Annotated in this window: 25 protein-coding genes; 14 read left to right on the plus strand and 11 right to left on the minus strand. The window is 60.0% G+C overall.

Annotation, left to right across the window (positions count from 1 at the left end):
• Positions 1-58: 58 nt before the first annotated feature.
• The 10 genes from CEC48_RS11430 (at position 59) to CEC48_RS11475 (ending at position 9,637) form a co-directional block, all read left to right on the plus strand.
• Positions 59-949, plus strand: coding sequence for an NAD(+) kinase (locus CEC48_RS11430; RefSeq protein WP_003217892.1), 891 nt, complete (start codon positions 59-61; stop codon positions 947-949).
• Positions 946-1,920, plus strand: coding sequence for a metallophosphoesterase (locus CEC48_RS11435; RefSeq protein ID WP_176438706.1), 975 nt, complete (start codon positions 946-948; stop codon positions 1,918-1,920). The genes CEC48_RS11430 and CEC48_RS11435 overlap by 4 nt, the downstream gene beginning before the upstream one ends.
• On the plus strand, positions 1,917-2,792 hold the full coding sequence (locus CEC48_RS11440) for a rhomboid family intramembrane serine protease (RefSeq protein ID WP_088423828.1): 876 nt from the start codon (positions 1,917-1,919) through the stop codon (positions 2,790-2,792). Before CEC48_RS11435 ends, CEC48_RS11440 begins: the two co-directional genes overlap by 4 nt.
• Before the next feature lie 15 nt (positions 2,793-2,807).
• Positions 2,808-3,068, plus strand: coding sequence for a YeaC family protein (locus CEC48_RS11445; RefSeq protein WP_003217900.1), 261 nt, complete (start codon positions 2,808-2,810; stop codon positions 3,066-3,068).
• Positions 3,065-3,895, plus strand: coding sequence for a DUF2797 domain-containing protein (locus CEC48_RS11450; RefSeq protein ID WP_088423829.1), 831 nt, complete (start codon positions 3,065-3,067; stop codon positions 3,893-3,895). The genes CEC48_RS11445 and CEC48_RS11450 overlap by 4 nt, the downstream gene beginning before the upstream one ends.
• Positions 3,896-3,908: 13 nt before the next feature.
• Positions 3,909-6,566, plus strand: coding sequence for an aminopeptidase N (gene pepN, locus CEC48_RS11455; protein WP_088423830.1), 2,658 nt, complete (start codon positions 3,909-3,911; stop codon positions 6,564-6,566).
• 221 nt (positions 6,567-6,787) lie between these two features.
• Positions 6,788-7,504, plus strand: coding sequence for a YafY family protein (locus CEC48_RS11460; RefSeq protein WP_088423885.1), 717 nt, complete (start codon positions 6,788-6,790; stop codon positions 7,502-7,504).
• 52 nt (positions 7,505-7,556) lie between these two features.
• Positions 7,557-7,898 carry a nuclear transport factor 2 family protein gene (locus CEC48_RS11465; protein WP_088423831.1) on the plus strand — a complete coding sequence of 114 codons (342 nt, stop codon included), beginning with the start codon at positions 7,557-7,559 and terminating at the stop codon, positions 7,896-7,898.
• Positions 7,899-7,920: 22 nt separating this feature from the next.
• A complete protein-coding gene (gene zapE, locus CEC48_RS11470; RefSeq protein ID WP_088423832.1) occupies positions 7,921-9,048 on the plus strand; it encodes a cell division protein ZapE in 1,128 nt (375 codons plus the stop codon).
• Positions 9,049-9,145: 97 nt separating this feature from the next.
• Positions 9,146-9,637, plus strand: a complete 492-nt coding sequence (locus CEC48_RS11475) for a GNAT family N-acetyltransferase (RefSeq protein WP_088423833.1) — start codon at positions 9,146-9,148, stop codon at positions 9,635-9,637.
• A 101-nt stretch (positions 9,638-9,738) separates the two neighbouring features.
• Here the strand turns inward: CEC48_RS11475 and CEC48_RS11480 are convergent, their stop codons facing one another.
• From CEC48_RS11480 to CEC48_RS31550, 4 genes are all read right to left on the minus strand, one after another.
• Positions 9,739-9,960, minus strand: a complete 222-nt coding sequence (locus CEC48_RS11480; RefSeq protein WP_088423834.1) for a hypothetical protein — start codon at positions 9,958-9,960, stop codon at positions 9,739-9,741.
• 151 nt (positions 9,961-10,111) lie between these two features.
• On the minus strand, positions 10,112-12,346 hold the full coding sequence (locus CEC48_RS11485) for a TonB-dependent siderophore receptor (protein ID WP_088423835.1): 2,235 nt from the start codon (positions 12,344-12,346) through the stop codon (positions 10,112-10,114).
• A 146-nt stretch (positions 12,347-12,492) separates the two neighbouring features.
• The gene (locus CEC48_RS11490) at positions 12,493-14,235 is read right to left on the minus strand and encodes a phosphoethanolamine transferase CptA (protein WP_088423836.1); all 1,743 of its coding nucleotides are present in this window, start codon (positions 14,233-14,235) and stop codon (positions 12,493-12,495) included.
• A gap of 153 nt (positions 14,236-14,388) precedes the next feature.
• A complete protein-coding gene (locus CEC48_RS31550; protein ID WP_176438704.1) occupies positions 14,389-14,565 on the minus strand; it encodes a DUF6026 family protein in 177 nt (58 codons plus the stop codon).
• Between the two features lie 244 nt (positions 14,566-14,809).
• Between CEC48_RS31550 and gnd the strand changes: the two genes are divergently transcribed.
• The 3 genes from gnd to CEC48_RS11505 are packed head-to-tail and all read left to right on the plus strand — an operon-like array spanning position 14,810 to position 18,158.
• Entirely contained in the window at positions 14,810-15,817 is a 1,008-nt protein-coding gene (gnd, locus tag CEC48_RS11495) for a phosphogluconate dehydrogenase (NAD(+)-dependent, decarboxylating) (RefSeq protein WP_256579701.1), read from the plus strand.
• Positions 15,814-17,337, plus strand: coding sequence for a glucose-6-phosphate dehydrogenase (gene zwf / locus CEC48_RS11500; protein WP_088423838.1), 1,524 nt, complete (start codon positions 15,814-15,816; stop codon positions 17,335-17,337). The genes gnd and zwf overlap by 4 nt, the downstream gene beginning before the upstream one ends.
• Positions 17,334-18,158 carry an HAD family hydrolase gene (locus tag CEC48_RS11505; protein ID WP_088423839.1) on the plus strand — a complete coding sequence of 275 codons (825 nt, stop codon included), beginning with the start codon at positions 17,334-17,336 and terminating at the stop codon, positions 18,156-18,158. The genes zwf and CEC48_RS11505 overlap by 4 nt, the downstream gene beginning before the upstream one ends.
• Before the next feature lie 136 nt (positions 18,159-18,294).
• On the opposite strand, the gene CEC48_RS11510 is transcribed toward CEC48_RS11505, so the two are convergent.
• Positions 18,295-18,555 carry a hypothetical protein gene (locus tag CEC48_RS11510; RefSeq protein ID WP_088423840.1) on the minus strand — a complete coding sequence of 87 codons (261 nt, stop codon included), beginning with the start codon at positions 18,553-18,555 and terminating at the stop codon, positions 18,295-18,297.
• 341 nt (positions 18,556-18,896) lie between these two features.
• Here CEC48_RS11510 and CEC48_RS11515 point away from each other — a divergent pair, with 341 nt between their 5' ends.
• Positions 18,897-20,225, plus strand: a complete 1,329-nt coding sequence (locus tag CEC48_RS11515) for a sigma-54 dependent transcriptional regulator (RefSeq protein WP_088423841.1) — start codon at positions 18,897-18,899, stop codon at positions 20,223-20,225.
• Positions 20,226-20,290: 65 nt separating this feature from the next.
• On the opposite strand, the gene CEC48_RS11520 is transcribed toward CEC48_RS11515, so the two are convergent.
• The 6 genes from CEC48_RS11520 to CEC48_RS11545 all read right to left on the minus strand — a co-directional run bounded on the left by CEC48_RS11520 (position 20,291) and on the right by CEC48_RS11545 (position 24,959).
• A complete protein-coding gene (locus tag CEC48_RS11520) occupies positions 20,291-21,604 on the minus strand; it encodes a hypothetical protein (RefSeq protein WP_088423842.1) in 1,314 nt (437 codons plus the stop codon).
• A gap of 49 nt (positions 21,605-21,653) precedes the next feature.
• Positions 21,654-22,400: a hypothetical protein gene (locus tag CEC48_RS11525; protein WP_088423843.1), complete on the minus strand. Its 747-nt coding sequence runs from the start codon at positions 22,398-22,400 to the stop codon at positions 21,654-21,656.
• Positions 22,401-22,437: 37 nt separating this feature from the next.
• Positions 22,438-23,118: a C39 family peptidase gene (locus CEC48_RS11530; protein ID WP_088423844.1), complete on the minus strand. Its 681-nt coding sequence runs from the start codon at positions 23,116-23,118 to the stop codon at positions 22,438-22,440.
• Between the two features lie 61 nt (positions 23,119-23,179).
• Positions 23,180-23,875 carry a hypothetical protein gene (locus tag CEC48_RS11535; protein ID WP_088423845.1) on the minus strand — a complete coding sequence of 232 codons (696 nt, stop codon included), beginning with the start codon at positions 23,873-23,875 and terminating at the stop codon, positions 23,180-23,182.
• A 78-nt stretch (positions 23,876-23,953) separates the two neighbouring features.
• Complete coding sequence (locus CEC48_RS11540) at positions 23,954-24,511, minus strand: adhesin (RefSeq protein WP_088423846.1); 558 nt, start codon at positions 24,509-24,511, stop codon at positions 23,954-23,956.
• Position 24,512: 1 nt separating this feature from the next.
• Positions 24,513-24,959, minus strand: a complete 447-nt coding sequence (locus CEC48_RS11545) for a hypothetical protein (protein WP_088423847.1) — start codon at positions 24,957-24,959, stop codon at positions 24,513-24,515.
• Between the last annotated feature and the right edge of the window lie 48 nt (positions 24,960-25,007).

The raw sequence follows: 25,007 nt of genomic DNA on the forward strand, positions 1-25,007 counted from the left end.
GCCGGCTTTCGCCCATAATCGTTCTTTTTTGCCAGAACCCGAACCCCGCAGGAGCCCCATGGAGCAATTTCGCAATATCGGCATTATCGGTCGCCTGGGCAGTACCCAGGTGCTGGACACCGTCCGCCGGCTGAAAAAGTTTCTGCTCGAGCGCCACCTGCATGTGATCCTCGAAGACACCATCGCTGAAATCCTCCCGGGCCATGGCCTGCAAACTTCGTCGCGCAAGATGCTCGGTGAAGTCTGCGACATGGTGATTGTGGTGGGCGGCGACGGCAGCCTGCTGGGCGCCGCCCGGGCGCTGGCGCGGCATAACGTGCCGGTGCTGGGGATCAACCGCGGGAGCCTGGGGTTCCTCACCGATATTCGCCCCGACGAGCTGGAAGTCGAAGTGGCCAAGGTGCTGGACGGCCATTACCTGGTGGAAAACCGCTTCCTGCTGCAAGCCGAAGTGCGCCGCCACGGCGAAGCCATCGGCCAGGGCGACGCCCTCAACGACGTGGTGCTGCACCCCGGCAAGTCGACGCGCATGATCGAGTTCGAGCTGTACATCGACGGCCAGTTCGTGTGCAGCCAGAAGGCCGACGGCCTGATCGTCGCGACGCCGACCGGTTCCACGGCGTATGCGCTGTCTGCCGGTGGCCCGATCATGCATCCCAAGCTGGATGCCATTGTGATCGTGCCGATGTACCCCCATATGTTGTCCAGCAGGCCCATCGTGGTCGACGGCAACAGTGAGCTGAAAATCGTGGTTTCCAAAGACATGCAGATTTACCCGCAAGTCTCCTGCGACGGGCAGAACCATTTCACCTGCGCCCCCGGTGACACCATCACGGTGAGCAAAAAGGCGCAGAAGCTGCGGTTGATCCACCCGCTGGACCACAATTACTACGAAGTGTGCCGTACCAAGCTGGGCTGGGGCAGCCGCTTGGGGGGTGGAGGCGACTGATGCTCGATCCCGCGCGTAGCTACGACCTGATTGGTGACGTGCACGGTTGCGCTCATACCCTTGAGCACTTGCTCGACCAGTTGGGTTACCACAAGCAGGGCGGCACCTGGCGCCACCCGTCGCGAATGGCCGTGTTCCTCGGCGATATCATCGACCGTGGCCCGCGCATTCGTGAGGCGCTGCATATCGTCCACGACATGACCGAGGCCGGCCAGGCGCTGTGCATCATGGGCAACCATGAGTTCAACGCGCTGGGCTGGAGCACGCCGGCGACGCCGGGCAGCGGCAAGCAGTTTGTGCGCGAGCACACCCCACGCCATGCGCGGTTGATCCAAGAGACGCTGACCCAGTTCGAACAGCACCCGGCGGATTGGCACGACTTCCTCGGCTGGTTCTACGACATGCCGCTGTTTGTTGATGCCGGGCGGTTCCGTGTGGTGCACGCCTGCTGGGACAACGGCTTTATCGAGCCCCTGCGCGCGCATTTCCCGGACGGCTGCATCGACCAGCACTTCCTGCAAGCCGCCGCCGTGCCCGGCAGTTTCGCCAGCAACGCCTTTGACCGCCTGCTGCGCGGCACTGATATGCGCCTGCCGGACGGCCTGACCCTGACCGGCGGCGACGGCCTGACGCGCTCGTTCTTCCGTACCAAATTCTGGGAAGACGACCCGAAGACCTACGGCGATATCGTGTTCCAGCCCGATGCGCTGCCGGAACCGGTCGCCGCCACGCCGCTGTCGTCCACCGAGAAAAACTCCTTGCTGCGCTACGGCGTCGACGAGCCCTTGCTGTTCGTCGGCCACTACTGGCGCAGCGGCAAACCGGCGCCGATCCGCCCGAACCTGGCCTGCCTGGACTACAGCGCGGTGCTGTACGGCAAGCTGGTGGCTTACCGGCTGGATCAGGAAACCCGCCTGGACCCGCGTAAATTTGTTTGGGTCGATGTCGAGCGCCCTGAGGTTATTTCATGAGTACCGTGGCTGTTTTACGTTTGCCGCTGGCGGTGGATTTGAGTGGTTTCGTCAAGCTGCTGCAACGCATGCAAGTGCCCCATCGCGTCAGCGAAGAAGCCGGGGAGCAGGTGCTGTGGGTGCCTGATTCCATCAGCGAAGACGTGAAGGTCTTGTACCAGCGGTTTCCTGCCGGCGACCCGGACCAGCAACTGGACATTCCCGCACAGGCGACGCCGACCAAGCGCCCCGGCTTTGTCCAGCAGTTGCGCCACAGCCCGGTGACCGGGCTGGTGCTGCTGCTGAGCATCATCGTCGGCGCCGTCACGCTGCTGGGGGATAACCTGCAAGCCATGAGCTGGCTGACATTCCTGCCGTTCAGCGTGTCGGGTGAGTACCTGAACTTCACGCCGTTGGCCGACAGCCTCGCGTCGGGGCAGTGGTGGCGGTTGGTCACGCCGATGCTGATCCACTTCGGCATCCTGCACCTGGCCATGAACGGCATGTGGTACTGGGAGCTGGGGCGGCGGATCGAGCTGCGCCAGGGCAGTATCAACCTGCTGGGCCTGACGCTGTTGTTCAGCCTGGTGTCGAACTACGCTCAATATTCTTATGGCGGCCCAGGCCTGTTTGGCGGCTTGTCCGGCGTGCTGTACGGCTTGCTCGGGCATTGCTGGATCTATCAATTATTGTCGCCGAACCCGGCGTATCGCCTGCCTCGCGGGGTGTTGGTGATGATGCTGGTGTGGCTGGTGCTGTGCCTGTCGGGCCTGGTCTCGATGATCGGCTTCGGCGAAATCGCCAACGCGGCCCACGTGGGCGGCCTGGTGATCGGCTGCCTGACCGGTTTGTTGGGTGGCTTATATAGCCGCCGCAAAATGTCTCCTATTTAGTTAAGGAAGAGTCTTATGTCCTCTTTTGTTGAAATGATCGAAAACATCACCCCGGACATCTACGAGAGCCTCAAGCTCGCGGTGGAAATCGGCAAATGGTCCGATGGCCGCAAGCTCACCGCCGAGCAGCGTGAACTGTCGTTGCAGGCGGTGATCGCCTGGGAACTGCAGAACCTGCCGGAAGACCAGCGCACCGGCTACATGGGCCCGCAGGAGTGCGCCTCTAAGTCGGCACCGGTGCCGAACATCCTGTTCAAGTCGGATGCCATCCATTGATTGAGATTGGCCGTGGTGCAGTCAGCAAGATGTCGGCGCAGTTGGGTGAGCCGACCGTTCAATACGCGTTTCGCTTAGGTGACACTGAGGTGCCGGTCAACCCGTTGATTGGCACCACCGTGCGCCTTGAATACCTCGGTGCCATCCATTGCACCCATTGCGGTCGCAAGACCAAGACCAGTTTCAGCCAGGGTTACTGCTACCCGTGCATGACCAAACTGGCCCAGTGCGACCTGTGCATCATGAGCCCCGAGCGTTGCCATTACGACGCTGGCACCTGTCGCGATCCGGCCTGGGGTGAAACATTCTGCATGACCGACCACGTGGTGTACCTGGCGAATTCGTCGGGGATCAAGGTCGGCATTACCCGCGCCAGCCAGTTGCCAACCCGCTGGCTGGACCAGGGCGCCAGCCAGGCGCTGCCGATCATGCGCGTTGCCACGCGCCAGCAGTCGGGCTTCGTCGAAGACCTGTTCCGCAGCCAAGTGGCCGACAAGACCAACTGGCGCGCGCTGCTCAAGGGCGACGCCCAGGCGGTGAACCTTGCGCAGGTACGCGACGAACTGTTCGCCAGCTGTGCCGACGGTTTGTTCGGTTTGCAGGAACGCTTTGGCCTACAGGCCATCCAACCGGTGACCGACATCGAACCGATCGAAATCCGTTACCCGATCGAGCAGTATCCGACCAAGATCGTCAGCTTCAACCTGGACAAGAACCCGATTGCCGAAGGCACGCTGATGGGGATCAAGGGCCAATACCTGATCTTCGACACCGGCGTGATCAACATTCGTAAATACACGGCCTACCAGCTCGCCGTGCATCAGTAGAAGGACGACAGACATGCGCACCGAACAGCCGAAGATGATTTACCTGAAGGACTATCAGGCGCCGGACTACCTGATCGACGAGACGCACCTGACCTTCGAGTTGTTCGAGGACCACAGCCTGGTCCACGCGCAGCTGGTGATGCGCCGCAACCCCGAGCGCGGCGCCGGCTTGCCGCCGCTGGTGCTGGACGGTCAGCAGCTTGAGCTGTTGAGCGTGAACCTGGCCGACCAGGAACTGACGGACGCCGACTACCAGTTGAGCGACAGCCACCTGACCGTGCACCCCACCAGCGCGACCTTCACCCTCGACACCACGGTGAAGATCCACCCGGAAACCAACACCGCCCTGGAAGGCCTGTACAAATCCAGCGGCATGTTCTGCACCCAGTGCGAAGCCGAAGGTTTCCGCAAAATTACCTATTACCTCGACCGCCCGGACGTGATGAGCGTGTTCACCACCACGGTGATCGCTGAGCAGCACAGCTACCCGGTGCTGTTGTCCAACGGCAACCCGATTGCTTCCGGCCCTGGCGAAGACGGCCGGCACTGGGCAACCTGGGAAGACCCGTTCAAGAAACCGGCTTACCTGTTCGCACTGGTGGCCGGTGATTTGTGGTGCGTCGAAGACACGTTCACCACCATGACCGAGCGCACCGTGGCGCTGCGTATCTATGTCGAGCCGGAAAACATCGACAAGTGCCAGCACGCCATGAACAGCCTGAAGAAGTCGATGCGCTGGGATGAAGAAGCCTATGGCCGTGAGTACGACCTCGACATCTTTATGATCGTTGCGGTCAATGACTTCAATATGGGCGCGATGGAGAACAAGGGCCTCAACATCTTCAACTCCAGCGCTGTGCTGGCCCGCGCCGAAACCGCCACCGACGCCGCGCACCAGCGTGTAGAGGCGATCGTCGCCCACGAATACTTCCACAACTGGTCGGGCAACCGCGTGACCTGCCGCGACTGGTTCCAGCTGTCGCTGAAGGAAGGCTTCACGGTGTTCCGTGATTCGCAATTCTCTGCCGACATGAACTCGGCCACCGTCAAGCGTATCCAGGACGTGGCCTACCTGCGTACCCACCAGTTCGCCGAAGATGCAGGGCCCATGGCCCACGCCGTACGCCCGGACGGCTTTATCGAAATCTCCAACTTCTACACCCTGACCGTTTACGAAAAGGGCTCGGAAGTCGTCCGCATGATCCAAACCTTGCTCGGCGCCGAAGGCTTCCGTAAAGGCAGCGACCTGTACTTCGAACGCCACGATGGCCAGGCCGTGACCTGCGATGACTTTATCAAGGCCATGGAAGACGCCAACGGCGCCGACCTGAGCCAGTTCAAGCGCTGGTACAGCCAAGCCGGTACACCACGCCTGGCGGTCAGCGAGTCCTACGACGCAGCGACAAAAACCTACAGCCTGACCTTCCGTCAAAGCTGCCCGCAAACCCCGGACAAAGTGCAAAAACTGCCGTTCGTGATTCCGGTTGAGCTGGGCCTGCTCGACGGCAAAGGCGCGGGTATCGCCTTGCGCCTGGCCGGTGAAGCCGCTGCTGGCACCACGTCCCGGGTGATCTCGGTGACCGAAGCCGAACAGACCTTCACCTTTGTCGACATCGCCGAACACCCGCTGCCTTCGCTGCTGCGCGGCTTCTCGGCGCCGGTGAAGCTGAGCTTCCCGTACAACCGCGACCAACTGATGTTCCTGATGCAGCATGACAGCGATGGCTTCAATCGCTGGGACGCCGGCCAGCAATTGGCGGTGCAGGTGTTGCAGGAACTGATCGCTCAGCATCAGCAGGGCAAGGCGCTGGCATTGGATCAACGCTTGATCACTGCGCTGCGCACCGTGCTCAGCGACCAGAGCCTGGACCAGGCGATGGTCGCCGAGATGCTCTCGCTGCCGAGCGAAGCCTACCTGACGGAAATCAGTGAAGTGGCGGATGTCGACGCGATCCACGCCGCCCGTGAATTTGCCCGCAAGCAACTGGCCGATCACCTGTTCGAAGGCCTGTGGTTGCGCTACCAGGCCAATCGCGACCTGTCGAAGAAAACCCCATACGTGGCCGAGGCTGAACACTTTGCCCGTCGTGCCTTGCAGAACATTGCGCTGTCTTACCTGATGCTCAGCGACAAGCCCGAAGTGCTGGCGGCCACGCTTGAACAGTTCGATGCGTGCGACAACATGACCGAGCGCCTGACGGCCTTGGCGGTGTTGGTCAACTCGCCGTTCGAAGAAGAGAAGGCCAACGCCCTGGCAGTGTTTGCCGAGAACTTCAAGGACAACCCGCTGGTCATGGACCAGTGGTTCAGCGTGCAGGCCGGCAGTGGTTTGCCGGGCGCGTTGGAGCGGGTCAAGACGTTGATGCAGCACCCGGCGTTCAACATCAAGAACCCGAACAAGGTGCGGGCATTGGTCGGCGCGTTTGCCGGGCAGAACCTGATCAACTTCCACGCGGCAGATGGTTCGGGTTACCGGTTCCTTGCGGACCTGGTGATCCAGCTGAATGGCTTCAACCCGCAGATCGCTTCGCGGCAGTTGGCGCCGTTGACCCGCTGGCGCAAGTACGACAGCGCGCGCCAGGCACTGATGAAAGCTGAGCTGGAGCGGATTCGCGCTTCGGGCGAGCTGTCCAGTGATGTGTTTGAGGTGGTGAGCAAAAGTCTTGCGTAACTGAGACTGCTCACAAAAAAACGGCCCGCTTTTTATCAAGCGGGCCGTTTTTTTTGGCTTTAGATCACCGGCGGCCAGGCTGTATTCGGTCTGGATCGCTACCAGCCGCGCACTTCGTCAAGCGGCTTTTGGCTTCTGAAGAGAAGCGCGCCGGCTCCTGACAGTTTCTGACAGAAGCCTCTGCTAAGCTGCGCCACCTTCCTCTTTCGAGCGTGATCAACGTGTCGCGTACCAGTCGTCTGCTGACCTTGTTGCAAGTCCTGCGGGGCAAAAAACGCCCGGTGACGGCCGCCGTGCTGGCGGCAGAGCTGGAGATCTCCGAACGCACGCTGTACCGCGATATTGCCGAGTTGACCGCCTTGGGCGCGCCGATCTACGGCGAGGCGGGCGTGGGCTATGTATTGCGTGCCGGACTGTTCCTGCCGCCGCTGATGCTCAATGCCGACGAGACCGAGGCCATCGTGCTGGGCTTGCGGTATGTCGATCAACGGGGTGACGACGTGCTGAGCCTGGCCGCCGCCAATGCCCTCGCAAAAATCGCCGATGTGCTTGATCCAGCGGCCCAGGAAGCGTTGCGCAATCCCACATTGCTGCCTGGCCCGCCAGGGTTCGGTTACCCGGAAAACCGCGTACCATTGAATGTGTTTCGCGAGGCCATTGGCGGCCAGGCCAAACTGCACATCGATTACGCCGATGCCAGCCAGACCGCCAGCCAACGCCTGATCTGGCCGTTGGCCCTGGGCTTTCTCAACGAAGTGCGGGTGATCGTCGCGTGGTGCGAGTTGCGCGGTGCCTATCGTACCTTCCGCACCGACCGGGTGGCCGCAGCCCGCTTGCAAGGTGAGCGTTATCCGGGGCGGCGCAGCGACTGGTTGCGGGCCTGGCGCAAGCTGATGGAACAGAACGAATCCGGGCCGTTTACTCCTGACAAGAACTGACACAGTGTTGCTTTAGCATGGCTCCATAAATCACTAGCAAGGAGCTGTCACCATGTCCCAACCCACCCCCGAACTGGCCCCGGCGATCGCGACCTACATTGCCGCTGCGAATACCGGCGACACCTCGCGTGTGGTCGATTGTTTTGCCGAGGATGCCAACGTGTTCGACGAAGGCGAGCATCAGATCGGCACCGCAGCCATTGCCCGCTGGATGGAAGATACCGGGCGCCGTTATCAGCCCAAGGTGCAGGTACTCAATGTGCAGCACCGCACGGGCAAGGTGCTGGTCAGCAACCTGATCACCGGCCGCTTTCCCGGCAGCCCGCTGGAGCTGCGCTATACGTTCCGCCTCAATGAGCAGGGCAAGATTTCCCGATTGGATATTTCCCTGTAGCCGTCATGGCATACTGCCGGGCATGACTTTCGACTCGCCACTCGCCGCCTACCAGCACGCCATCACCGAACAGGGTTTCGTCCCCGACGACGCCCAGCGCGAGGCGGTGCAAGCCCTGCAAGACTGCCATCAGGCCCTGCACCACGGCCACAGGCCCATCTCCGGTGTGTACCTGTGGGGCCCGGTCGGGCGGGGCAAGACCTGGCTGATGGACCAGTTCTACCAGACCCTGCGGGTGCCAGCACGGCGCCAGCACTTTCATCACTTCATGGGTTGGGTGCATCAGCGTTCGTTCCAGCTGACCGGCACCCACGACCCCTTGCAGGCCCTCGCTCGTGAACTGAGCCAGGAAGTGCGGGTGCTGTGTTTTGATGAGTTGTTCGTCAATGATATCGGTGACGCGATCATTCTCGGCCGGTTGTTTCAGGTGATGTTTGAGGAAGGCGTGGTCATGGTTTGCACGTCCAACCAGCCACCGGACCAGTTGTACGCCGATGGTTTCAACCGTGACCGCTTCCTGCCGGGGATCGAGGCCATCAAGCGGCACATGCGCGTGGTGGCGGTTAACGGCGGGGAAGATCATCGCCTGCATCCAGGGACGGCGCTGCAGCGTTACTGGGTTGATCGGCCCGAGGCATTGGCAGAAGTGTTTCGCCAATTGAGCGGCGGACAGGCCGTGAGCAGTGCTCCAGTGGCAGTCGGCTACCGCTCCATCGTTGCCGTGCAGTCCAGTGAAACCGTGCTGTGGTGCCGCTATGCCGACCTGTGCGAACAGCCGTTGGCTGCGATGGATTTCATGCTGTTGTGTGATCGCTTCAAGGCCATTTTGCTGGGGGAAGTGCCTGACCTCAGCGCACAAAAGCGTCCTGGCCGAATCGCCCGTGGCACCGAAGACGCCGCGCAGCGGGTGGATGCCGGTGACCGGGAGCTGCCGGAACTGTCGGTGCATGACGACAGCGTCCGGCGCTTCATCGCCCTGGTAGACGAGTGCTACGACCGCAAGGTGCCGCTGTACATCGAGGCCAAGGTGCCATTGGAAAGCCTCTATACCGAAGGTTACCTGGAGTTTCCATTTCGCCGCACCCTGAGCCGCTTGCAGGAGATGCAGTTGGCACGATTCGGCGAGACTGGCGCGCTTTCACGCGGGTAAATGTAGTTAATCTCCTTCATCTAATGCCCACTGCACGCTTACAATCGGTCCTTTTTATGGGGACCGAGTCCCTGTTGCACCGTTAACGAGGAAGGAAATGGACACCGCAGAAATCCTGGTGCTGCAAGCCAGCTACACCAACCCGGTACATGCCGAGGCCATTGGTCTGGTGCTCAATCATTACGCCGAAGACCCGATGGGCGGTGGCCACAGCCTGCCGGCCGATCGCTTGCAGCAACTGCCGGCGGAGCTGGCCAAGCGCGCCCATGCGTTCAGTGTGCTGGCGTTTGTCGGCGGTGCGCCTGCAGGCCTGGTGAACTGTTTTGAAGGGTTTTCCACTTTTGCCTGCCGCCCGCTGGTCAATGTGCACGACGTAGTGGTGATGGATAAATTCCGTGGCTTGGGGCTGAGCCAGAAGATGCTGCAAAAGGTCGAGGAGATCGCTCGCCAGCGCGGCTGCTGCAAGATCACCCTCGAAGTGCTTGAAGGCAATGCGGTGGCGCAGTCGGCTTATCGCAAGTTTGGTTTCGACGATGCGGTATTTGATCCGGGGCATGGCCGGATGTTGTTTTGGAGTAAGCCGCTTTAATTAATGTTTATTTAATCAAAGGCAAAAAAAGGCGCCAGCAAGTGGCGCCAAGTTGGCCTTAGCTATCAGAGCGGAATAGCACAGGGTATTACAGGTAAGCATCAGCTGTTGGGTTGTTGCATCTCGGTAGTTTGTTCGGCAGAAGCGGGCTTTACGGACTTGCCGTCGGCCAGTGCTGTTTGCTTATCTGCGCCGTGGGTTTGTTCCTGGACGAAAGTGAAGTTGTTGTAAAACTCCTTCGAGCGCTCGGAGCCGCCTTCTGCAAAGGCTGCTACGGAGGTCATGGTCATCAGGCCGGCAAGGATAACAGTCGAAATTTTCATGGCAGTGTCTCATTAAGTGTGTGGGGGTCCGCGCGTTGTGGTCAGCGGCGGGATAGGCAGACTGTGGGCCAATAATATTAAGTAAGGGTTAACCTCTTGCTGGCCGAAAGTTAACGATTTTGTTAACTTCGGGTTCGGCGAGGGGGAGTGCTTAAAGCTTCCAGTCCAGTGCCAGCGTTACGGTGCGCGGGTCTCCCCAATAAACGCCGTTATAAAAACCGACGTTGTTGTAATATTTCGTATCAAACAAGTTGTTTACGTTCAATGACGCCGACAGGTGCTTATCAAACTCATAACGCGACATGAGGTTGACCAACGCATAAGCCTCCTGACGGATGGCCGTGCTCTGGGTCATGAGGCTGCCATTGGCATTACGGCCCACGGGGCGGCTGGCGTAGCGATAGATGTCGCTCTGCCAATTGACACCGCCACCTACCGTCAGCGCGCGCCAGTTGCCGGGCAGGCGATACGTCGTGGAGGTACGCAGCAGGTTGAGGGGCTGGGCGGTGTTGTTGCGTTCTTTTTCGCCATTCACGGAGTGGGTGTAGGTGTAACCGGCTTTTACGTTCCAGTCGGGCATTACTTCGCCTGCGACCTCCACTTCGAAGCCCTGCACCTTGTTACCCTTGCCGCCGGACTTGTAATACTGCTCGCCCTTTGGGCCCAGCGGGATGGAGTCATCGACCTCCGCCACGTTGTCCTGAGTCGTCCAGAACACGGCGCTCGACAGGGTCAGGCGATCATCCAGCAGGCTGCCCTTGAGGCCCAACTCATAGCTCTTGCCGACAATCGGCTCCAGGTATTTGTCGCTTACGTCCTTTTGCGTCTGCGGTTTGAAGATGTCGGTATAGCTGACATAGGCCGTGAAATCCTGATTGATGTCGTAGAGCAAACCGGCGTAGGGCGTCCAGACGTCACTTTGGGTCTGGCTGCTGTGACGTATGTTCACCAACTGCCGTTCCTCGTACTCATAATTGGAGCTGGTGGACTTCCAAGAGCCGTAGCGGCTGCCCAGCACGGCATGCCAGTCGTCGCTCAGGCTCAGGCGCGTGGCCAGATAACCGGCCTTTTGATAGGTGCTGCCGGTGCTCGAATCCATGCCGGTGGTTTCATCGGCAAATTCAGGGATGCCTCCGGTGTCTGCCCAGTCCGGAATTTGCAGATAGCTGTCGGGCCGATCGCCAATAATGTAGGGCGAGGAGTCTCGGTGGCGCGCCTGACCGTAGCCGACCATGGCCTCATGCTCGCGTCCCAATAACGAATAAGGCCCCGCGACGTTGAAGTCCACCGCATCCATTTTATCTTTGCCTGCGAAATGGCTGCTGTAGGCGCTGACGCCGCTGCGGTCGGCGCTCGGGTAACCGCCGCCGCCGTAGTAGACCTTGCCGTCGGTTTCGCTTTGCCGGTGGGTGTAGGCGGCTTTGAAGCGCCAATCATTGGCCAGTTTCTGGTCAAGGGTCGCGAAGGTGGTGCGGTCGGTCAGCGGCCAGTTGCTCCAGGGTGTGGTGATGTTGTTGGAGCGTGGCATGTTGGCCTTGCCGCCCAGCGAGTTCCAATACGGCACGCTGCCCCAGGTTGCGCCTTGAACCTGTTTGTCCTGGTAGTCATAACCCACTGCCAGCACGGTGCTGTCGGTCAGGTCGGCTTCGAGAATGCCGTAGCCTACCTTTCGCTCAAGGGCATAACGGTCGCGAAAGGATTTGCTGTCACGGTAGGCCAATACTGTGCGGCCACGCAGGCGCCCGTCGAAGGCGAGGGGGCCGCCCACATCGACGTAGCTGTAGTAGTTGTCGTAGCTGCCGGCACCGGTGCCGACGTTGGCTGCCCATTCGGCGGTAGGGCGTTTGCGCACCATGTTGATGGTGCCCGAGGGGTCGCCGGCGCCGGTGGTCAAGCCCGTGGCGCCGCGTACCACTTCGATGCGGTCATAGATGATGGTGTCAGAGTCGGACTTCAGCCCGGTAAAGGTGTTGAGCATTCCATCGATCTGGAAATTCTGGATGGCGTAGCCGCGCGAATAGAAGTTGAAACGTTCGGAGTCGTTTCGCTGTACCACCACGCCGGTGGTCTGGTTCATGACTTCGCTCAAGGTGCCCAGCTTGAAGTCGTCCATCTGCTGACGAGTGATGACCGAGACGGACTGCGGGGTTTCCTTGATCGACAGGTTCAGGCGTGTAGCGGTGCTCATGGCGCCGGTGGTGTAGGAACCGGTGCCTTCGGTGTCGGAGCCAAGGTTGGCAGCTGTGATGTTGGTACTGGCCAACTCCAGCGCTTTGGCGGTTTCTTCGGTTTCCTGATAGGGGTCGTCAGCCAGCAGGTCGGTGCTCAGCCCTGCGCTGAAAAGCCCGAGGGTCAAAGTCATGGAACGGGTAATAGGCGCTAACATTGCAGCGAATTCCTTGTCGTCTTTAAATTGATCACGCGATTTAAAGACGGTGGGGAACGGCGTACTTTAGGTTTGGATGAGAATAAGTCTTATCCGTATGTTGCAGGCTTCAGCGCATTGCACGCTGAAGCCTTGGGGTGAGGGCGTTACTTGGCGACCCAGTCAGTGGAGTCGGTTTTCTTTGGCTTGAGCAGGCTGAAATCGATCAAGGCCTTTTGTTGGCGTTCGTAAGGATTGCCAATCAACAGCGGCCGGGGCTTGAAGCTGTCGCTGACCAGGCTCTTGCTGTGGTCCAGTTCATCGAAGCTCAGCCCCGCCATGTCGGCCCAGGTATGGATCAACTGCGAACTGCTGTAGGGCCGCTGCAAGTCGCCGCCAAAACTCCAGTCATGGCTTTCACGCCACTTGGGCGATGCATAGGCCATGAACGGAATGGTGTACATCGGTGCCGTCGGCTTGCCTTCGTTGCGGCCGAGGGTGCTGTGGCCGGCCGAGTCGAACACGTCTTCACCGTGGTCGGAGAGGTACAGCAGGAAGCCGTTCGGGTCAGTCTTGGCGTAGTCCTTGATCAGGCTCGACACCACGAAATCGTTGTACAGCACCGCGTTGTCGTAGCTGTTGTAGGTCGGCAACTGCGCGTCGCTGATCCCGGCAGGCACGCCCTGGCGATCGGTGAACTTGTCGAAAGTCGGCGGGTAGCGGTACTGGTAGCTCATGTGGGTGCCCAGTAGGTGCACCACGATGAACTTGCGCTCTGCGGTGTCAGACATGGCCTTGGCGAACGGCTCCAGCACGTCGCCGTCGTACTGGCGGGCGTTCTGGTTGCGGTTGTTGTTGAGGTACACCTGCTCGTCGGCCTGTTCGGAAAAGGTCGTGAGCATGGTGTTGCGCTTGGTCATGGTCTGCTGGTTGGTGATCCAGAAGGTCTTGTAGCCGGCCTGCTTCATCACGCTGACGATGGACGGGGTCTTGAGGTACAGGTCAGGGTTTTCTTCGTCGGCGAAGGTCAGTACCTGTTGCAGCGCCTCAATGGTGTACGGGCGCGGGGTAATGACGTTGTCGAACACCGCCAGTTGGTCGCGCAGCTTGTCCAGTTCCGGGGTGGTGCTGCGCGGGTAGCCATACAGGCTCATGCGCTGGCGGTTGGTGGACTCGCCGATCACCAGCACCAGGGTCGATGGCTGGCCGGCCATGCTGTCCTTGAGGTTGGTCAGGGGCGCAATCTTGCTGGCGCTGGTCAGCATGCCTTGCATGCTGTCCAGTTGTTCGGTGTAACGGCGGTAGGCCACGATCATCTGCCACGGCACGGCCGGCTCGATGCGGGTTTCGAAGCGGTCGATGGCCAGTTCCATGGTTTCGCTCTTGGCGATCTGCTTGACCAGCGGGTAGCCGACGATGGCAATCACGATGGCGGTGGCCGCCACCATCGCCTGGCCACGGGGCAGGTGCACCGGGCGCACACGGGTCCACAGGAAAACGGCCATGGCAGTGTGGGCAATGAACGCCAGCACGATCCACCAGGCGAAGTATTGGGTGGCGTATTCGCCGGCTTCAGAGATGTTCGACTCGAACATAATGAAGATGACGCTTTGGGAGAATTCCTGCTGGTAGATGAAGAAGTAACCCAGGCTGGCCATGGAGCAGGCCCACAGCACCACGCCGATCAACCCCGCCAGCAGGCGCGCGCGGCGCGGGAATAACAGCATCGGTGCCAGCCACAGCGCACTCATGAAGAATGCCTGACGGAAGCCGCTGAAACCGGAGGTGCCGGTCAGTTGGATCAGCAGTTGGGTAATACCCGAGAAATACCAGAAGAACAGGAACATCCAGCCGAGGCCGGCCCAATCAAAACCTTTCGCAGACGTAGTGCTGCGTTTGAACATCGCCATCCAGCGCTCCAACCCGATAATTTTTCAGTGCCTGCGCAAGAAAGCGCGCAGCAGAGGGCCTGCGCACGTGGCGCGACCCTATTCGGCGGGAGTATCGGGATGAAGATGTGAAAACTTCGTGAGTTATACCTGAACGGTTCGTTCAGCTCACGTTCAGCAAAGTGCGGGCTGGGCGCCGGACGGCTGATTGAGCTGGCCTTGCAAGTGCGAGCGCAGACGCATGACTTCCTGCTGCAGTTGGTCGCGTTCGTCTTTCAACTGGCGCAATTCATCACGGCGAATGTTGACGTAGAGGGTCTGTGGCGGACGGGTCATGTGTGCAGTGCTCATTGCTTACCTCGCAAATAGCCGGTGTATCGCGCTGCCAGAGCGCTTGATTCGAGGCTCTCGGCAACAGTCGGGGCAATTCTGAATTCTTTTTTTAACGAAGGGAACTTTTTTATTTTTGATGGTCGTTGTGACTTTTGCCCCGATGAAGGCTAAAGGATGGCTACTTTTTGTCATGAAACTATGCAGATCCGCTCTGGACTAACCCTCATTAGCCTCATTGCGCTATAAACTGTGACACACATTTATTCGTAGTAAGGAGCATCAGCACATGCAACTGGGGATTATTGGACTAGGCCGCATGGGTGGCAATATTGCGCGACGCCTGATGCTCAATGGGCATACCACCGTGGTTTACGACCGCAATGAAGCATTCGTAAAAGGTTTGGCAGGCGAGGGCGCCACGGGCGTTTCCGACCTGGCGGGCCTGGTGGCCGGGCTGCAAAAGCCCCGGGCGATCTGGGTGATGCTGCCGGCAGGCGACCCCACCGAAAATACCATTGAAGAACTGAGTAACCTGCTGGAAGACGGTGACGTGATCATCGACGGCGGCAACACCTTCTATAAGGATGACATCCGCCGGGCCAAGGCCCTGTCGGAAAAAGGCCTGCACTATGTCGACGTCGGCACTTCCGGCGGCGTATGGGGCCTGGAGCGCGGCTACTGCATGATGATCGGCGGTGACGCCGAGACCGTTAAGCTCCTGGACCCGATCTTCAAAAGCCTGGCGCCGGGCCTGGGCAACATCCCGCGCACCAAGGACCGTTCGGCTGCCGCTGACAGCCGTGCCGAGCAAGGCTATATCCACGCCGGCCCCGCCGGTTCCGGGCACTTCGTCAAGATGATCCACAACGGCATCGAGTACGGGATGATGCAGGCCTTCGCCGAAGGTTTTGACATCCTCAAGACCAAGAATTCGGAAAACCTGCCGCAAGACCAGCGCTTTGACCTTAACGTTGCCGATATCGCCGAGGTCTGGCGTCGTGGCAGCGTGGTGTCGTCCTGGCTGCTGGACCTGACCGCCGATGCATTGGCCACCGATCCCAAGCTCGACGGTTATTCCGGCTCGGTTGCCGACAGCGGTGAAGGCCGCTGGACCATTGAAGCTGCCATGGAGCAATCGGTGCCGGTGCCGGTGCTGTCGAACTCGCTGTTCGCGCGCTTCCGCTCCCGCCAGCAAAGTACCTACGGTGACAAAATGCTCTCTGCCATGCGCTTCGGCTTTGGCGGCCATGTGGAGACTCCCAAAAAATGACCGCCAACGGCAAGAAACCCAAGGCCGAACCCGCTCCGCCCACCACCCTGTTTCTGTTTGGTGCCCACGGTGACCTGGTCAAGCGCCTGCTGATGCCGGCGCTGTACAACCTCAGTCGCGACGGGCTGCTGGGCAACGGCTTGCGCATTGTGGGCGTTGATCACAATGCTATCAGCGACGCCGATTTCGCCAAGAAACTCGAAGACTTCATTCGCACCGAGGCCGCCAGCAAGGTCAAGGGCAAGGGTGACGACGCCCTGGACCCACAATTGTGGGCCCAGTTGGCCAAGGGCATCAGCTACGTCGAGGGTGATTTCCTCGACGACGGCACCTACGCCGACATCGGCAAGAAGATCGCCGACAGCGGCACCGGTAACGCGGTGTTCTACCTCGCGACCGCGCCGCGTTTCTTCGCCGAAGTGGTGCAGCGCCTCGGCGCTGCCGGCTTGCTCGAAGAAACCCCGGAGGCATTCCGCCGGGTGGTGATCGAAAAGCCTTTCGGCTCGGACCTGGTCACCGCCGAAGCGCTGAACGCTTGCCTGCTCAAGGTGATGAGCGAGAAGCAGATCTATCGCATCGACCATTACCTGGGCAAGGAAACGGTACAGAACATCCTCATCAGCCGTTTCTCCAACGTGCTGTTCGAAGCGTTCTGGAACAACCATTACATCGACCACGTGCAGATCACCGCTGCCGAAACCGTCGGTGTGGAAACCCGTGGCAGCTTCTTCGAACACACAGGCACCCTGCGAGACATGGTGCCTAACCACCTGTTCCAGTTGCTGGCGATGATCGCCATGGAACCGCCGGCCGCCTTTGGCGCCGATGCGGTGCGGGGCGAGAAGGCCAAGGTGATCGGGGCCATACGGCCCTGGTCGCTGGAGGACGCGCGGGCCAACTCGGTACGCGGCCAATACACCGCCGGTGAAGTCGCCGGCAAGCAACTGCCGGGTTACCGTGAAGAAGCCAACGTCGCCCCCGACAGCAGCACCGAAACGTTCGTCGCCCTCAAGGTGATGATCGACAACTGGCGCTGGGTCGGTGTGCCGTTTTACCTGCGTACTGGCAAGCGCATGAGCATCCGCGACACAGAGATCATCATCTGCTTCAAGCCTGCGCCTTACGCGCAGTTCCGCGATACCGAAGTCGATGAGCTCAAGCCCACCTACCTGAAGATCCAGATCCAGCCGAACGAAGGCATGTGGTTCGACCTGTTGGCGAAAAAGCCCGGGCCAACCCTGGACATGGCCAATGTGGAGCTGGGGTTTGCCTACAAGGACTTCTTCGAAATGCAGCCGTCAACGGGTTACGAAACCCTGATCTACGACTGCATGACCGGCGACCAGACCTTGTTCCAGCGCGCCGACAACATCGAAAACGGCTGGCGTGCAGTGCAGCCATTTCTCGATGCGTGGAAGCAGGATGACGGTATCCAGGCCTACAAGGCGGGTGAGGATGGCCCGGAGGCGGCTGATGCGTTGCTGGCCCGCGATGGCCGCACGTGGCACAGCCTCGGATGAGTGACTTGCCGAGTCAACCCATCCGGTTTGTGTTGAGTGATATGGACGGCACGCTGTTGCATCCCGATCACAGCCTCAGCCAACGCACCATCGATACGGTTCGCGCCTTGCGCGCGGCCGGGGTGTTTTTCAGCCTGGCCAGCGGGCGCCCGCCCAAGGCCATGCGTCAGCAGGTGGAGGCACTGGGCATTGATCTGCCGATTGCCGGCTTTAATGGCGGCACGCTGGTCAATCCCGACGGCAGTATTCTGGTGGCGCATCACTTGCCGGCAGAAGCGGCGTTGGTGGCGCTGGCCTTGTTTACGCCGCAGCCGGAGGTGGAAGTCTGGGTGTTTGCCGACGGTGACTGGCTGCGTCGCGATCCTGGTGGGCCGATGGCGGTTCGCGAGGAGCACGGCCTGGGCTATGGGCCAATCGTGGTGGAGAGCTTCGAGCCGTTCCTGGATCGGGTCGACAAGATTGTTGCGGCCAGTGCCAATACCCAATTGCTGATCGAGCTTGAGGCGCAGTTGCAGCCCAGAGTCGAAGGGTTGGCTCAGGTTTCCCGCTCGCAGCCAGTATTCCTGGATGTAACGGCGATGAAGGCCAACAAAGGTGAAGCCCTGAAAACCCTGGCGGCGCACCTCGGTGTACCGCTGGAGCAGACGGCAGCCATCGGTGATGGCGGCAACGACCCTGCGATGTTTCACGTGGCGGGGTTGTCGATCGCCATGGGCCAGGCCGAAGAGGTGGTCAAGCGCCAGGCCAGTGTCGTTACCGGCAGTAATGTCGATGATGGGGCGGCGGAAGCCATTGAGCGGTTTATTCTTTCGGCCCACTGATTAGCAAACACGGTAATAAGTAGTCAGCTATGCAAAGTTGCAACTTGCATCGCTGACTACTCACTCGTGTTAGTGCTGATCAATATACTGCGCGGTCCGGGGCACACTTTAAGGTGCCGCCCAACGCCAGTTTCAGTTACTTGGGCATCGCCCAGGATTGCAACTGATAGCCATCTTTGTCGAGTTCAGCGCGGGCCTGCAACAGCAAGTCTTCGAGCTGTGCCGGGTCGGTATAAGTGCTGGAAGACAGCTGCTTGCTTCCGATACGGGTATTGGTGCGGTCGATGACGCTCAGGCTCAGGGCGCCGTTGCCGTCGTGCCAGGCCACACATTGAAAGGGCTGGAAAGCACGGTCTGCGATCAAAAGAGCTTCGTTGATGCGGAGCGGGGCGTTCATGGGGTCTTCTCTCTAAATGCCCATTCAAGTGAAGCCGTTGGTTGGGCGTGCCTAACGACTGGTTACTTGTACTGATGCACGATCACCGGGTACGGGTCACATGTTAGAAGAAGATTTTTCAACTTTCCCTGATTAAAGTCATGTAAGGGGCTATTTTGAAAGCCTCATGAAAGTTACGCTGCGGCAATTGACCGCACCCGTCCACGGAAAAGGCCCGGTTCGTTCGCGACTTATAGCGAATCGGTACAAAGGCTGCGTCAAGATCTTGCTAAGGTCATCAGCAGTCTTCCCAAATAGCTGTTTTTAAATAACTTTAACGATTTTGACGCCAAGGAATAGTCATGATTGTTACACCTGCCCAGCGTCGCCTGCTTGTGGTCGATCCCTGTGACGACTGCCACGGGCTATTGCCCGGTTTGCGGGCGGCGGGGTGGGACGTAGACAGCTGTGCCCTGGAGGCGGTGGGTGAGCGTTCCTGTGACGTGGGATTGTTGCGCCTGCAGCCGTTTCACCTGGAGCGGCCCGAAGCGGTCAAGGAACTGATCAGCCGCAGCGGCACCGAATGGATCGCCGTGCTCAACCAGGAAGTGCTGCGCCTGCAAAATGTCGGCGATTTTGTCTGCGAATGGTTCTTCGATTTCCATACCTTGCCGTTTGACGTGTCGCGGGTGCAGGTCACCCTAGGCCGCGCCTTTGGCATGGCGCGCCTGCGAGGCAAGGGCAACAACGCGCCTGCCGGCCAGCCGGAACACGAGCTGCTGGGCGATAGCCGCCCCATCCGTGAACTGCGCAAACTGCTCGCCAAACTCGCGCCTACTGAATCCCCGGTGTTGATTCGTGGTGACAGCGGCACCGGCAAGGAATTGGTCGCCCGCACCCTGCACCGCCAATCCCAGCGCCACGCCAAGCCGTTTGTGGCGATCAATTGCGGGGCGATTCCCGAACACCTGATCCAGTCCGAACTGTTTGGCCATGAGAAGGGCGCGTTTACCGGCGCCCATCAGCGCAAGGTCGGGCGTATCGAGGCGGCTCATGGTGGCACCTTGTTTCTCGATGAAATCGGCGATTTGCCCATGGAGCTGCAAGCCAACCTGCTGCGTTTTCTCCAGGAAAAGCAGATCGAGCGGGTCGGCGGCAGCCAACCGATTCCGGTGGATGTACGCGTACTGGCGGCCACCCACGTCGACCTGGAAGCCGCGGTCGAAAAGGGCACCTTTCGTGAAGACCTCTATTACCGGCTCAACGTCCTGCAAGTGGTGACCGCGCCGTTGCGCGAGCGCCATGGCGACGTGGCGATGCTGGCCAACCATTTTTCACACTTCTACAGCCAGGAAACCGGCCGCCGCCCCCGCAGCTTCAGCGAAGACGCGCTGGTGGTCATGGGCGAACACGGTTGGCCGGGCAATGTGCGCGAGTTGGCCAACCGCGTACGGCGTGGCCTGGTACTGGCTGAAGGGCGGCAGATCGAAGCCGTTGATCTGGGACTGCAAAGCCAGCAGGCAATCGCGCTGCCGATGGCTACACTGGAAGATTACAAGCACCGCGCCGAGCGTCAGGCGCTGTGCGATGTGCTCAACCGGCACAGCGACAACCTGAGTGTCGCGGCCCGTGTGCTGGGGGTTTCCCGGCCAACGTTCTACCGGTTGCTGCACAAACACCAGATCCGCTAGGGCGGGTAAACCGAAAAGCCCCGCAACGACCCTTATCGTTGCGGGGCTTTTCCCGTTGTCATGCCTTAAAAATAATACGGGAATTTCAGGCTGAAGCTGAACGACGGCGCATCCGGTGTGATGCCGATGGCCAAGTTCGGCACGATCGTCAGGTTGTCGGTTGCCGCAATCGTCATGCCCACGTTGAAGTACCCCGCGTTGGCATCGCTGGAAACCACCGACTGCCAGTCGCCGCCATCCGGCTTGAGCTTGCTCTTGCGTTGCACCAGGTCGGACACCGAGAACGACATACTCATCTTCTCGTTCAACGCAAACGCTACACCTGCGCCGATCTGGAAGCTGTCGCCCAACTGCACTTTGCCTGGGGTTTTCTGGCCGACCTGGGAGCTGATATCGCTGAACGAGTCTTCCAGGTTATGGGTATACGACAGCGAGCCAAACAACACGGCCGGGTCGAAGGTCTTGACCAGCGAGATGCCCGGCGTAATCGACCACACACCGTTGCCGGTGGGCAGGTTTTCCGGCACGTAGAGGTTGGTGTTGGTCGGTGACTGGATCAGCTTGATGCCGAACGGATCCTCGCCGGTGGGCGCCTTGACCCGCACCGACACCACCGCATCCGGCAGGTTGACGCTCTCGTCGAGGAACTTGTAGGCAATGCCAAAGTTGACGTCGCCAATGGTCGGGTCGCGCGTGACCGATTGTTCCGAGGTCGCCGTGCCGCTGCCGCCGTTGGCACCGCCAGACTGATAGGTCGACTCGCGGTACACCACCGGCACGTTCACGTCGAATTGCCAGCGGTTGTCGAGGTTGTAGCGGCCCGTGAGGTCGACGGTCCAGCTGTCTGACTTGATCCGGTCCAGGTTGATGTTGCCGAGGAAGATCGAGTCCAGCGCCAGAAAACCGTTGAGCGTCAACTGGCGGGCATCGTAGCGCGAATACGTCACGCCGGTTTCAAAGCTGAACTTGCCGTTGCCAAAGAAGCCGCTGGCCTCGTTGTACAGGTTGCTCACGCTTTGCGCCGGGGCCGAATCGTCCTTGAGGGACTGGCCGTAGGACGCGCCACCGGCTGCACCGCCGGAGGCGGCCGCTGCGCCGACTCCCGGCGTGTTGCCGGCCACTGTGGTACCGCCTTTCTGGAAGTCTGCCGGGGATTTGGCCAGGCGTTTCGGGGGTGGCGCAGCAGGCTGTTCTTCAACCTGCCGCACCCGTTGTTCCAACACCGCCAGTGCTTTTTGCTGCACTTCGTAGCGTTGCTTGAGTTCCAGCAATTCCTTTTTCAATGTGTCGATGTCGGTGTCCGGCGCTGCATACAGGATGGATGCGGGCAGGAGCGTGCTTAAACAAATTACGGCACGTAACGATAGCGATCGATGCATGAAATAAGCCGTCCCTTTCTAATGCGCAAGTGTCGAGGCACAGCGTAGTTCAATAACTGTTAGTGCGTAGGCCCTTGAGTTGATTCAGGTTGAGGTTCTGCCCCAAATTGTTCAAACCGTTGTTGCCGAGCACCACATTGAGCTGCGTCATGTTGCTGACAAAGTTGCTGTTACCCTGCAAAACCGTGCCCTGCAGAACATTGCCAGCGCCGATTTGCTGGATCACGTTGCCTTGGTTGTTGGCGGCCAAAATCGCCATTTGCAGCCCGCCATTCTTCGCCGAAACGCTGACCTGGCCAGCACCGCTGTTGCCGGTGATGGTTTGGCCGGCGACCAGTGCCTGCCCGGATTGCACGATATTGGCCGGCGACAAGCCGTTCTGGCTCACATTGATATCGACGTTGTTGTTCGCGGTATTGCCATCGCCGGCGGCGCGTACGCTCTGGGTAACGCCCTGGCCGGTGCCCAGCCCGGAGCCGCCGACGACCGTGCCGGTGCCCGTGGTGGGCGTCGAGCCGTTGCCGGTGGTGCTGGTGGTGGTCACATAAAACTGCGGGGTGATGGTGGACGAGTTGACGTGCATGCTGGCTGAGCCGGTGATGCTGTCGCCGGCGGCGTTGGTCCAGGTGCTGCTCATCACAATCCCGAAACTGATGATCCGGCCCGGCATTACGTAGCGACCGCGCAGTTCAGCCAGTTCCGAGTCCTTTATTTCAATCGGCTTGAACACCGATGACGCATAAGCGGGCATTGAGGCTGCCAGGCACATGACCGTCAGCCAACGGTAAGTGTTCATCGTTTGCTCCTGGAGCATCCTGCCCCTTATTGCGCTTCTAGAAGAAGTCGCTCTGGATAAAACCGAAGTCCATCAATTCACTGTCCCGGACCGGACTGAACTCATTGATCCGGTTTTTCGCGGTCAGCGGTGTGGGCGGGTCGAGCAGGACGTTGGCTTTGTCGTAGCCTTCGCCCAGTACGGCGAAGACGATGCCATTCCAGCCTTTGACGAAGTCGTCGCGGGCGTAACGCTTGTGGCCCAGTACCGGGTCGCCAATGTAGACCCAGTCTTTGTCGGCGCGCTGCATCACCACGAAGTGCTTGTAGCCGCGAATCTCCAGCAGCACCACCACCGGGATTTTCACCGTGAGCAGGGTGTCTGCGTTGATCCGGTAACCCCGGGCGCGCATGCCGATGCTTTCCAGGTAGCGCTTCATGTCCAGCATGGAGAAGCCCTGGGTGCGGACCAGGTCCTGGTCGGCGTTGATCAGCATGCCCTTGATGATGTGGTCTTCATCCACATCCATCCAGTAGGCCTGGCGCAGGATGGTGGCCAGGGCGGCGGCGCCGCAGCTGAAATCGGTTTTCTGTTCCACCAGGTTGGCGAACTTGCGTTCACGGATGCTCTCGACTTTCTTGTAGATCACGCCACCGCCGGGCATGGCAGCAATCGCCATTTGCCCCGCCCAGGACGGGCCGGTGAGCAGTAACAGGAAGGTGAGGGCGATGATCCGCATGATCGAATGGCCTGGTGGACACTGGAATAAAAAGGGGCCTTGTTGCCAAGGCCCCGTTGGATCAGAAGCGTACGCCGGAGGAAATCACAGTGGTGTTGCCCTGCTGATTGCCCACGCCTGCAGCAATGTTGGCGCTCAGGTTGCCCGAAGAGCCATTAAGCGAGTTGTTGGCGCTGGCGCTGTTCACGACAGGCAGGTAGGTGTGGCTGCCCCATGGGCCAGACTGAGTGGCCACGGTGTTCAGGTAGGCGTTGTCCACGCTGGTTTGCGTGGTGTTGCTCGATGCGGCAGCAGCAGCACCCTTGGCAGAGGCAATCGCCAGTTGGTTTTTCTGTTGGTTGAAGTTACCCGCGGCAACGTTCACGCCCAGGTTGCCGGAGCTGCCGTTGGCCGAGTTGTTGAGCGAAGCGTTGTTGTGGGTAGCCACTTGCACGGAGATGTTGTTGTGGTTGTCTTGGGTAATGGTACCCAGGGCAAACACGGCATCTGCGTCACCGGCCGCAATGGCGGTCTGGTTGTCTTGTTGGTTGCCATCACCGGCTGCGATGTTGGCCTGGGCGTTGCCGCTGCTGCCGTTCAACGAGTTGTTGGCCGATGCATTGTTCTGGGTGCCCAGGTTGAGCACGGCGTTGTTGTGGCTCGACTGTGCATCGGAAACGGCGGCTACCACGGAGGTAGGCTGATGAATGGGTGGGTTGGCATGTGCGGCGGCAGCCATGATTGCAGCGAGAGCGAAGGCCAGTGGTTTAAGAGCCATTGTAGTTTTCATGGTATTTCCCCTTGCTTCTAATTAGTTGGTTAAGTGTTGGTACGGTCTAGCGTTGCGATCCAATGCTCATTGGATCTGCACATTCAGGGCGTTAGCCATGCGGTTCCCCACCCCGGCACTCTGATTCACCTGTACCACTCCACGGCTGCCGGTGAAGGCCTGGTCGCTGGTAACGACCTGGCGGCTGCCAGTGGTAGAGGTGAACCCTGAGTTTGTTGACAGCGCCACGTTCTGTTGCGACATGACGCTGTCGTCGATGCTTTGCGGGCCAGCGTTAACGCTGATCCGCACCGCATTGATCATCTGGTTGTTGGCCCCGGCCGACTGGTTGACGCCCAGTACACCGTTGCCATTGCTGAAAGAGTTGCCCTGGATCGCCACCTTGGCGTTCTGGGAGCGGTCGGCAGGTGCACCGCCGATGGTCTGCGTGATCGAGACACCGGACTGGGCATTGCCACCCACTGAAATGACCCGGTTGTTGGTTTGCTGTTGCTGATCGCCGGCCGCCTGGTTGATCGAGACGATGCCGTTGTATTGCTTGCCGGAGTTATCGATCAAGGCGCTGTTGTCGGCCATCGCCGATGCGCTGCCCAGGATCGCGAGGAACAACCAGGAATATTTCATCTCACTGGCCCCCCATCAGGCTGCCGATGTTGTTCAGAGGCGCCATACCGCGGGAGATTGAGCCGTTGATTTGGCCCGATAGACTGGAGCCGCCACCATGGCCGGCCGCTGCGCCCGCACCGAGGCCCACGCCGCCACCGTTGTTGGTCAAGCCGGGAAGGTTGCCGCCGGGCAAAATGGCGCGAGTGATACTGGAGCCGCTGCTGATGTTGGCGTAGTCGTTATCGCTCAGCTCGCTGGTAGCCCGCAGGATCTGTGGGGCTGCGTTGGCATTTACGGTGACGGGGTTGGGGTCGACGCCGGCAGTGCGGCCAGCCATGTGGCCCTGGACGGTGCGCTGAATCACGATCACACCATCGCCTGCCGCGAGCACTGGAAGGCTCACGCCGGTACTCAGTACACAGCTGATCAGCAGGAGGCTCAATGAGCCTGGATTAAGTGTCTTCACGACGGCATTCCTTATTCTTGGCGCTGACCCTAAACAGCGCTATCAGGA

This window comes from Pseudomonas sp. K2I15 (genome assembly GCF_002204795.1).
Classification (GTDB): Bacteria; Pseudomonadota; Gammaproteobacteria; order Pseudomonadales; family Pseudomonadaceae; genus Aquipseudomonas.

What these genes read in the sequence shown, in the direction of transcription:
- CEC48_RS11465 (WP_088423831.1), top strand. Translation starts at nt 7,557, where the DNA reads ATGTCCCAACCCACCCCCGAACTGGCCCCGGCGATCGCGACCTACATT.
- CEC48_RS11520 (WP_088423842.1), bottom strand. Translation starts at nt 21,604, where the DNA reads ATGCATCGATCGCTATCGTTACGTGCCGTAATTTGTTTAAGCACGCTC.
- zapE (WP_088423832.1), top strand. Translation starts at nt 7,921, where the DNA reads ATGACTTTCGACTCGCCACTCGCCGCCTACCAGCACGCCATCACCGAA.
- pepN (WP_088423830.1), top strand. Translation starts at nt 3,909, where the DNA reads ATGCGCACCGAACAGCCGAAGATGATTTACCTGAAGGACTATCAGGCG.
- CEC48_RS11490 (WP_088423836.1), bottom strand. Translation starts at nt 14,235, where the DNA reads ATGGCGATGTTCAAACGCAGCACTACGTCTGCGAAAGGTTTTGATTGG.
- zwf (WP_088423838.1), top strand. Translation starts at nt 15,814, where the DNA reads ATGACCGCCAACGGCAAGAAACCCAAGGCCGAACCCGCTCCGCCCACC.
- CEC48_RS11530 (WP_088423844.1), bottom strand. Translation starts at nt 23,118, where the DNA reads ATGCGGATCATCGCCCTCACCTTCCTGTTACTGCTCACCGGCCCGTCC.
- CEC48_RS11430 (WP_003217892.1), top strand. Translation starts at nt 59, where the DNA reads ATGGAGCAATTTCGCAATATCGGCATTATCGGTCGCCTGGGCAGTACC.
- CEC48_RS11485 (WP_088423835.1), bottom strand. Translation starts at nt 12,346, where the DNA reads ATGTTAGCGCCTATTACCCGTTCCATGACTTTGACCCTCGGGCTTTTC.
- CEC48_RS11440 (WP_088423828.1), top strand. Translation starts at nt 1,917, where the DNA reads ATGAGTACCGTGGCTGTTTTACGTTTGCCGCTGGCGGTGGATTTGAGT.
- CEC48_RS11480 (WP_088423834.1), bottom strand. Translation starts at nt 9,960, where the DNA reads ATGAAAATTTCGACTGTTATCCTTGCCGGCCTGATGACCATGACCTCC.
- CEC48_RS11510 (WP_088423840.1), bottom strand. Translation starts at nt 18,555, where the DNA reads ATGAACGCCCCGCTCCGCATCAACGAAGCTCTTTTGATCGCAGACCGT.
- CEC48_RS11505 (WP_088423839.1), top strand. Translation starts at nt 17,334, where the DNA reads ATGAGTGACTTGCCGAGTCAACCCATCCGGTTTGTGTTGAGTGATATG.
- CEC48_RS11540 (WP_088423846.1), bottom strand. Translation starts at nt 24,511, where the DNA reads ATGAAATATTCCTGGTTGTTCCTCGCGATCCTGGGCAGCGCATCGGCG.
- CEC48_RS11515 (WP_088423841.1), top strand. Translation starts at nt 18,897, where the DNA reads ATGATTGTTACACCTGCCCAGCGTCGCCTGCTTGTGGTCGATCCCTGT.
- CEC48_RS11535 (WP_088423845.1), bottom strand. Translation starts at nt 23,875, where the DNA reads ATGGCTCTTAAACCACTGGCCTTCGCTCTCGCTGCAATCATGGCTGCC.
- CEC48_RS11475 (WP_088423833.1), top strand. Translation starts at nt 9,146, where the DNA reads ATGGACACCGCAGAAATCCTGGTGCTGCAAGCCAGCTACACCAACCCG.
- CEC48_RS11445 (WP_003217900.1), top strand. Translation starts at nt 2,808, where the DNA reads ATGTCCTCTTTTGTTGAAATGATCGAAAACATCACCCCGGACATCTAC.
- CEC48_RS31550 (WP_176438704.1), bottom strand. Translation starts at nt 14,565, where the DNA reads ATGAGCACTGCACACATGACCCGTCCGCCACAGACCCTCTACGTCAAC.
- CEC48_RS11525 (WP_088423843.1), bottom strand. Translation starts at nt 22,400, where the DNA reads ATGAACACTTACCGTTGGCTGACGGTCATGTGCCTGGCAGCCTCAATG.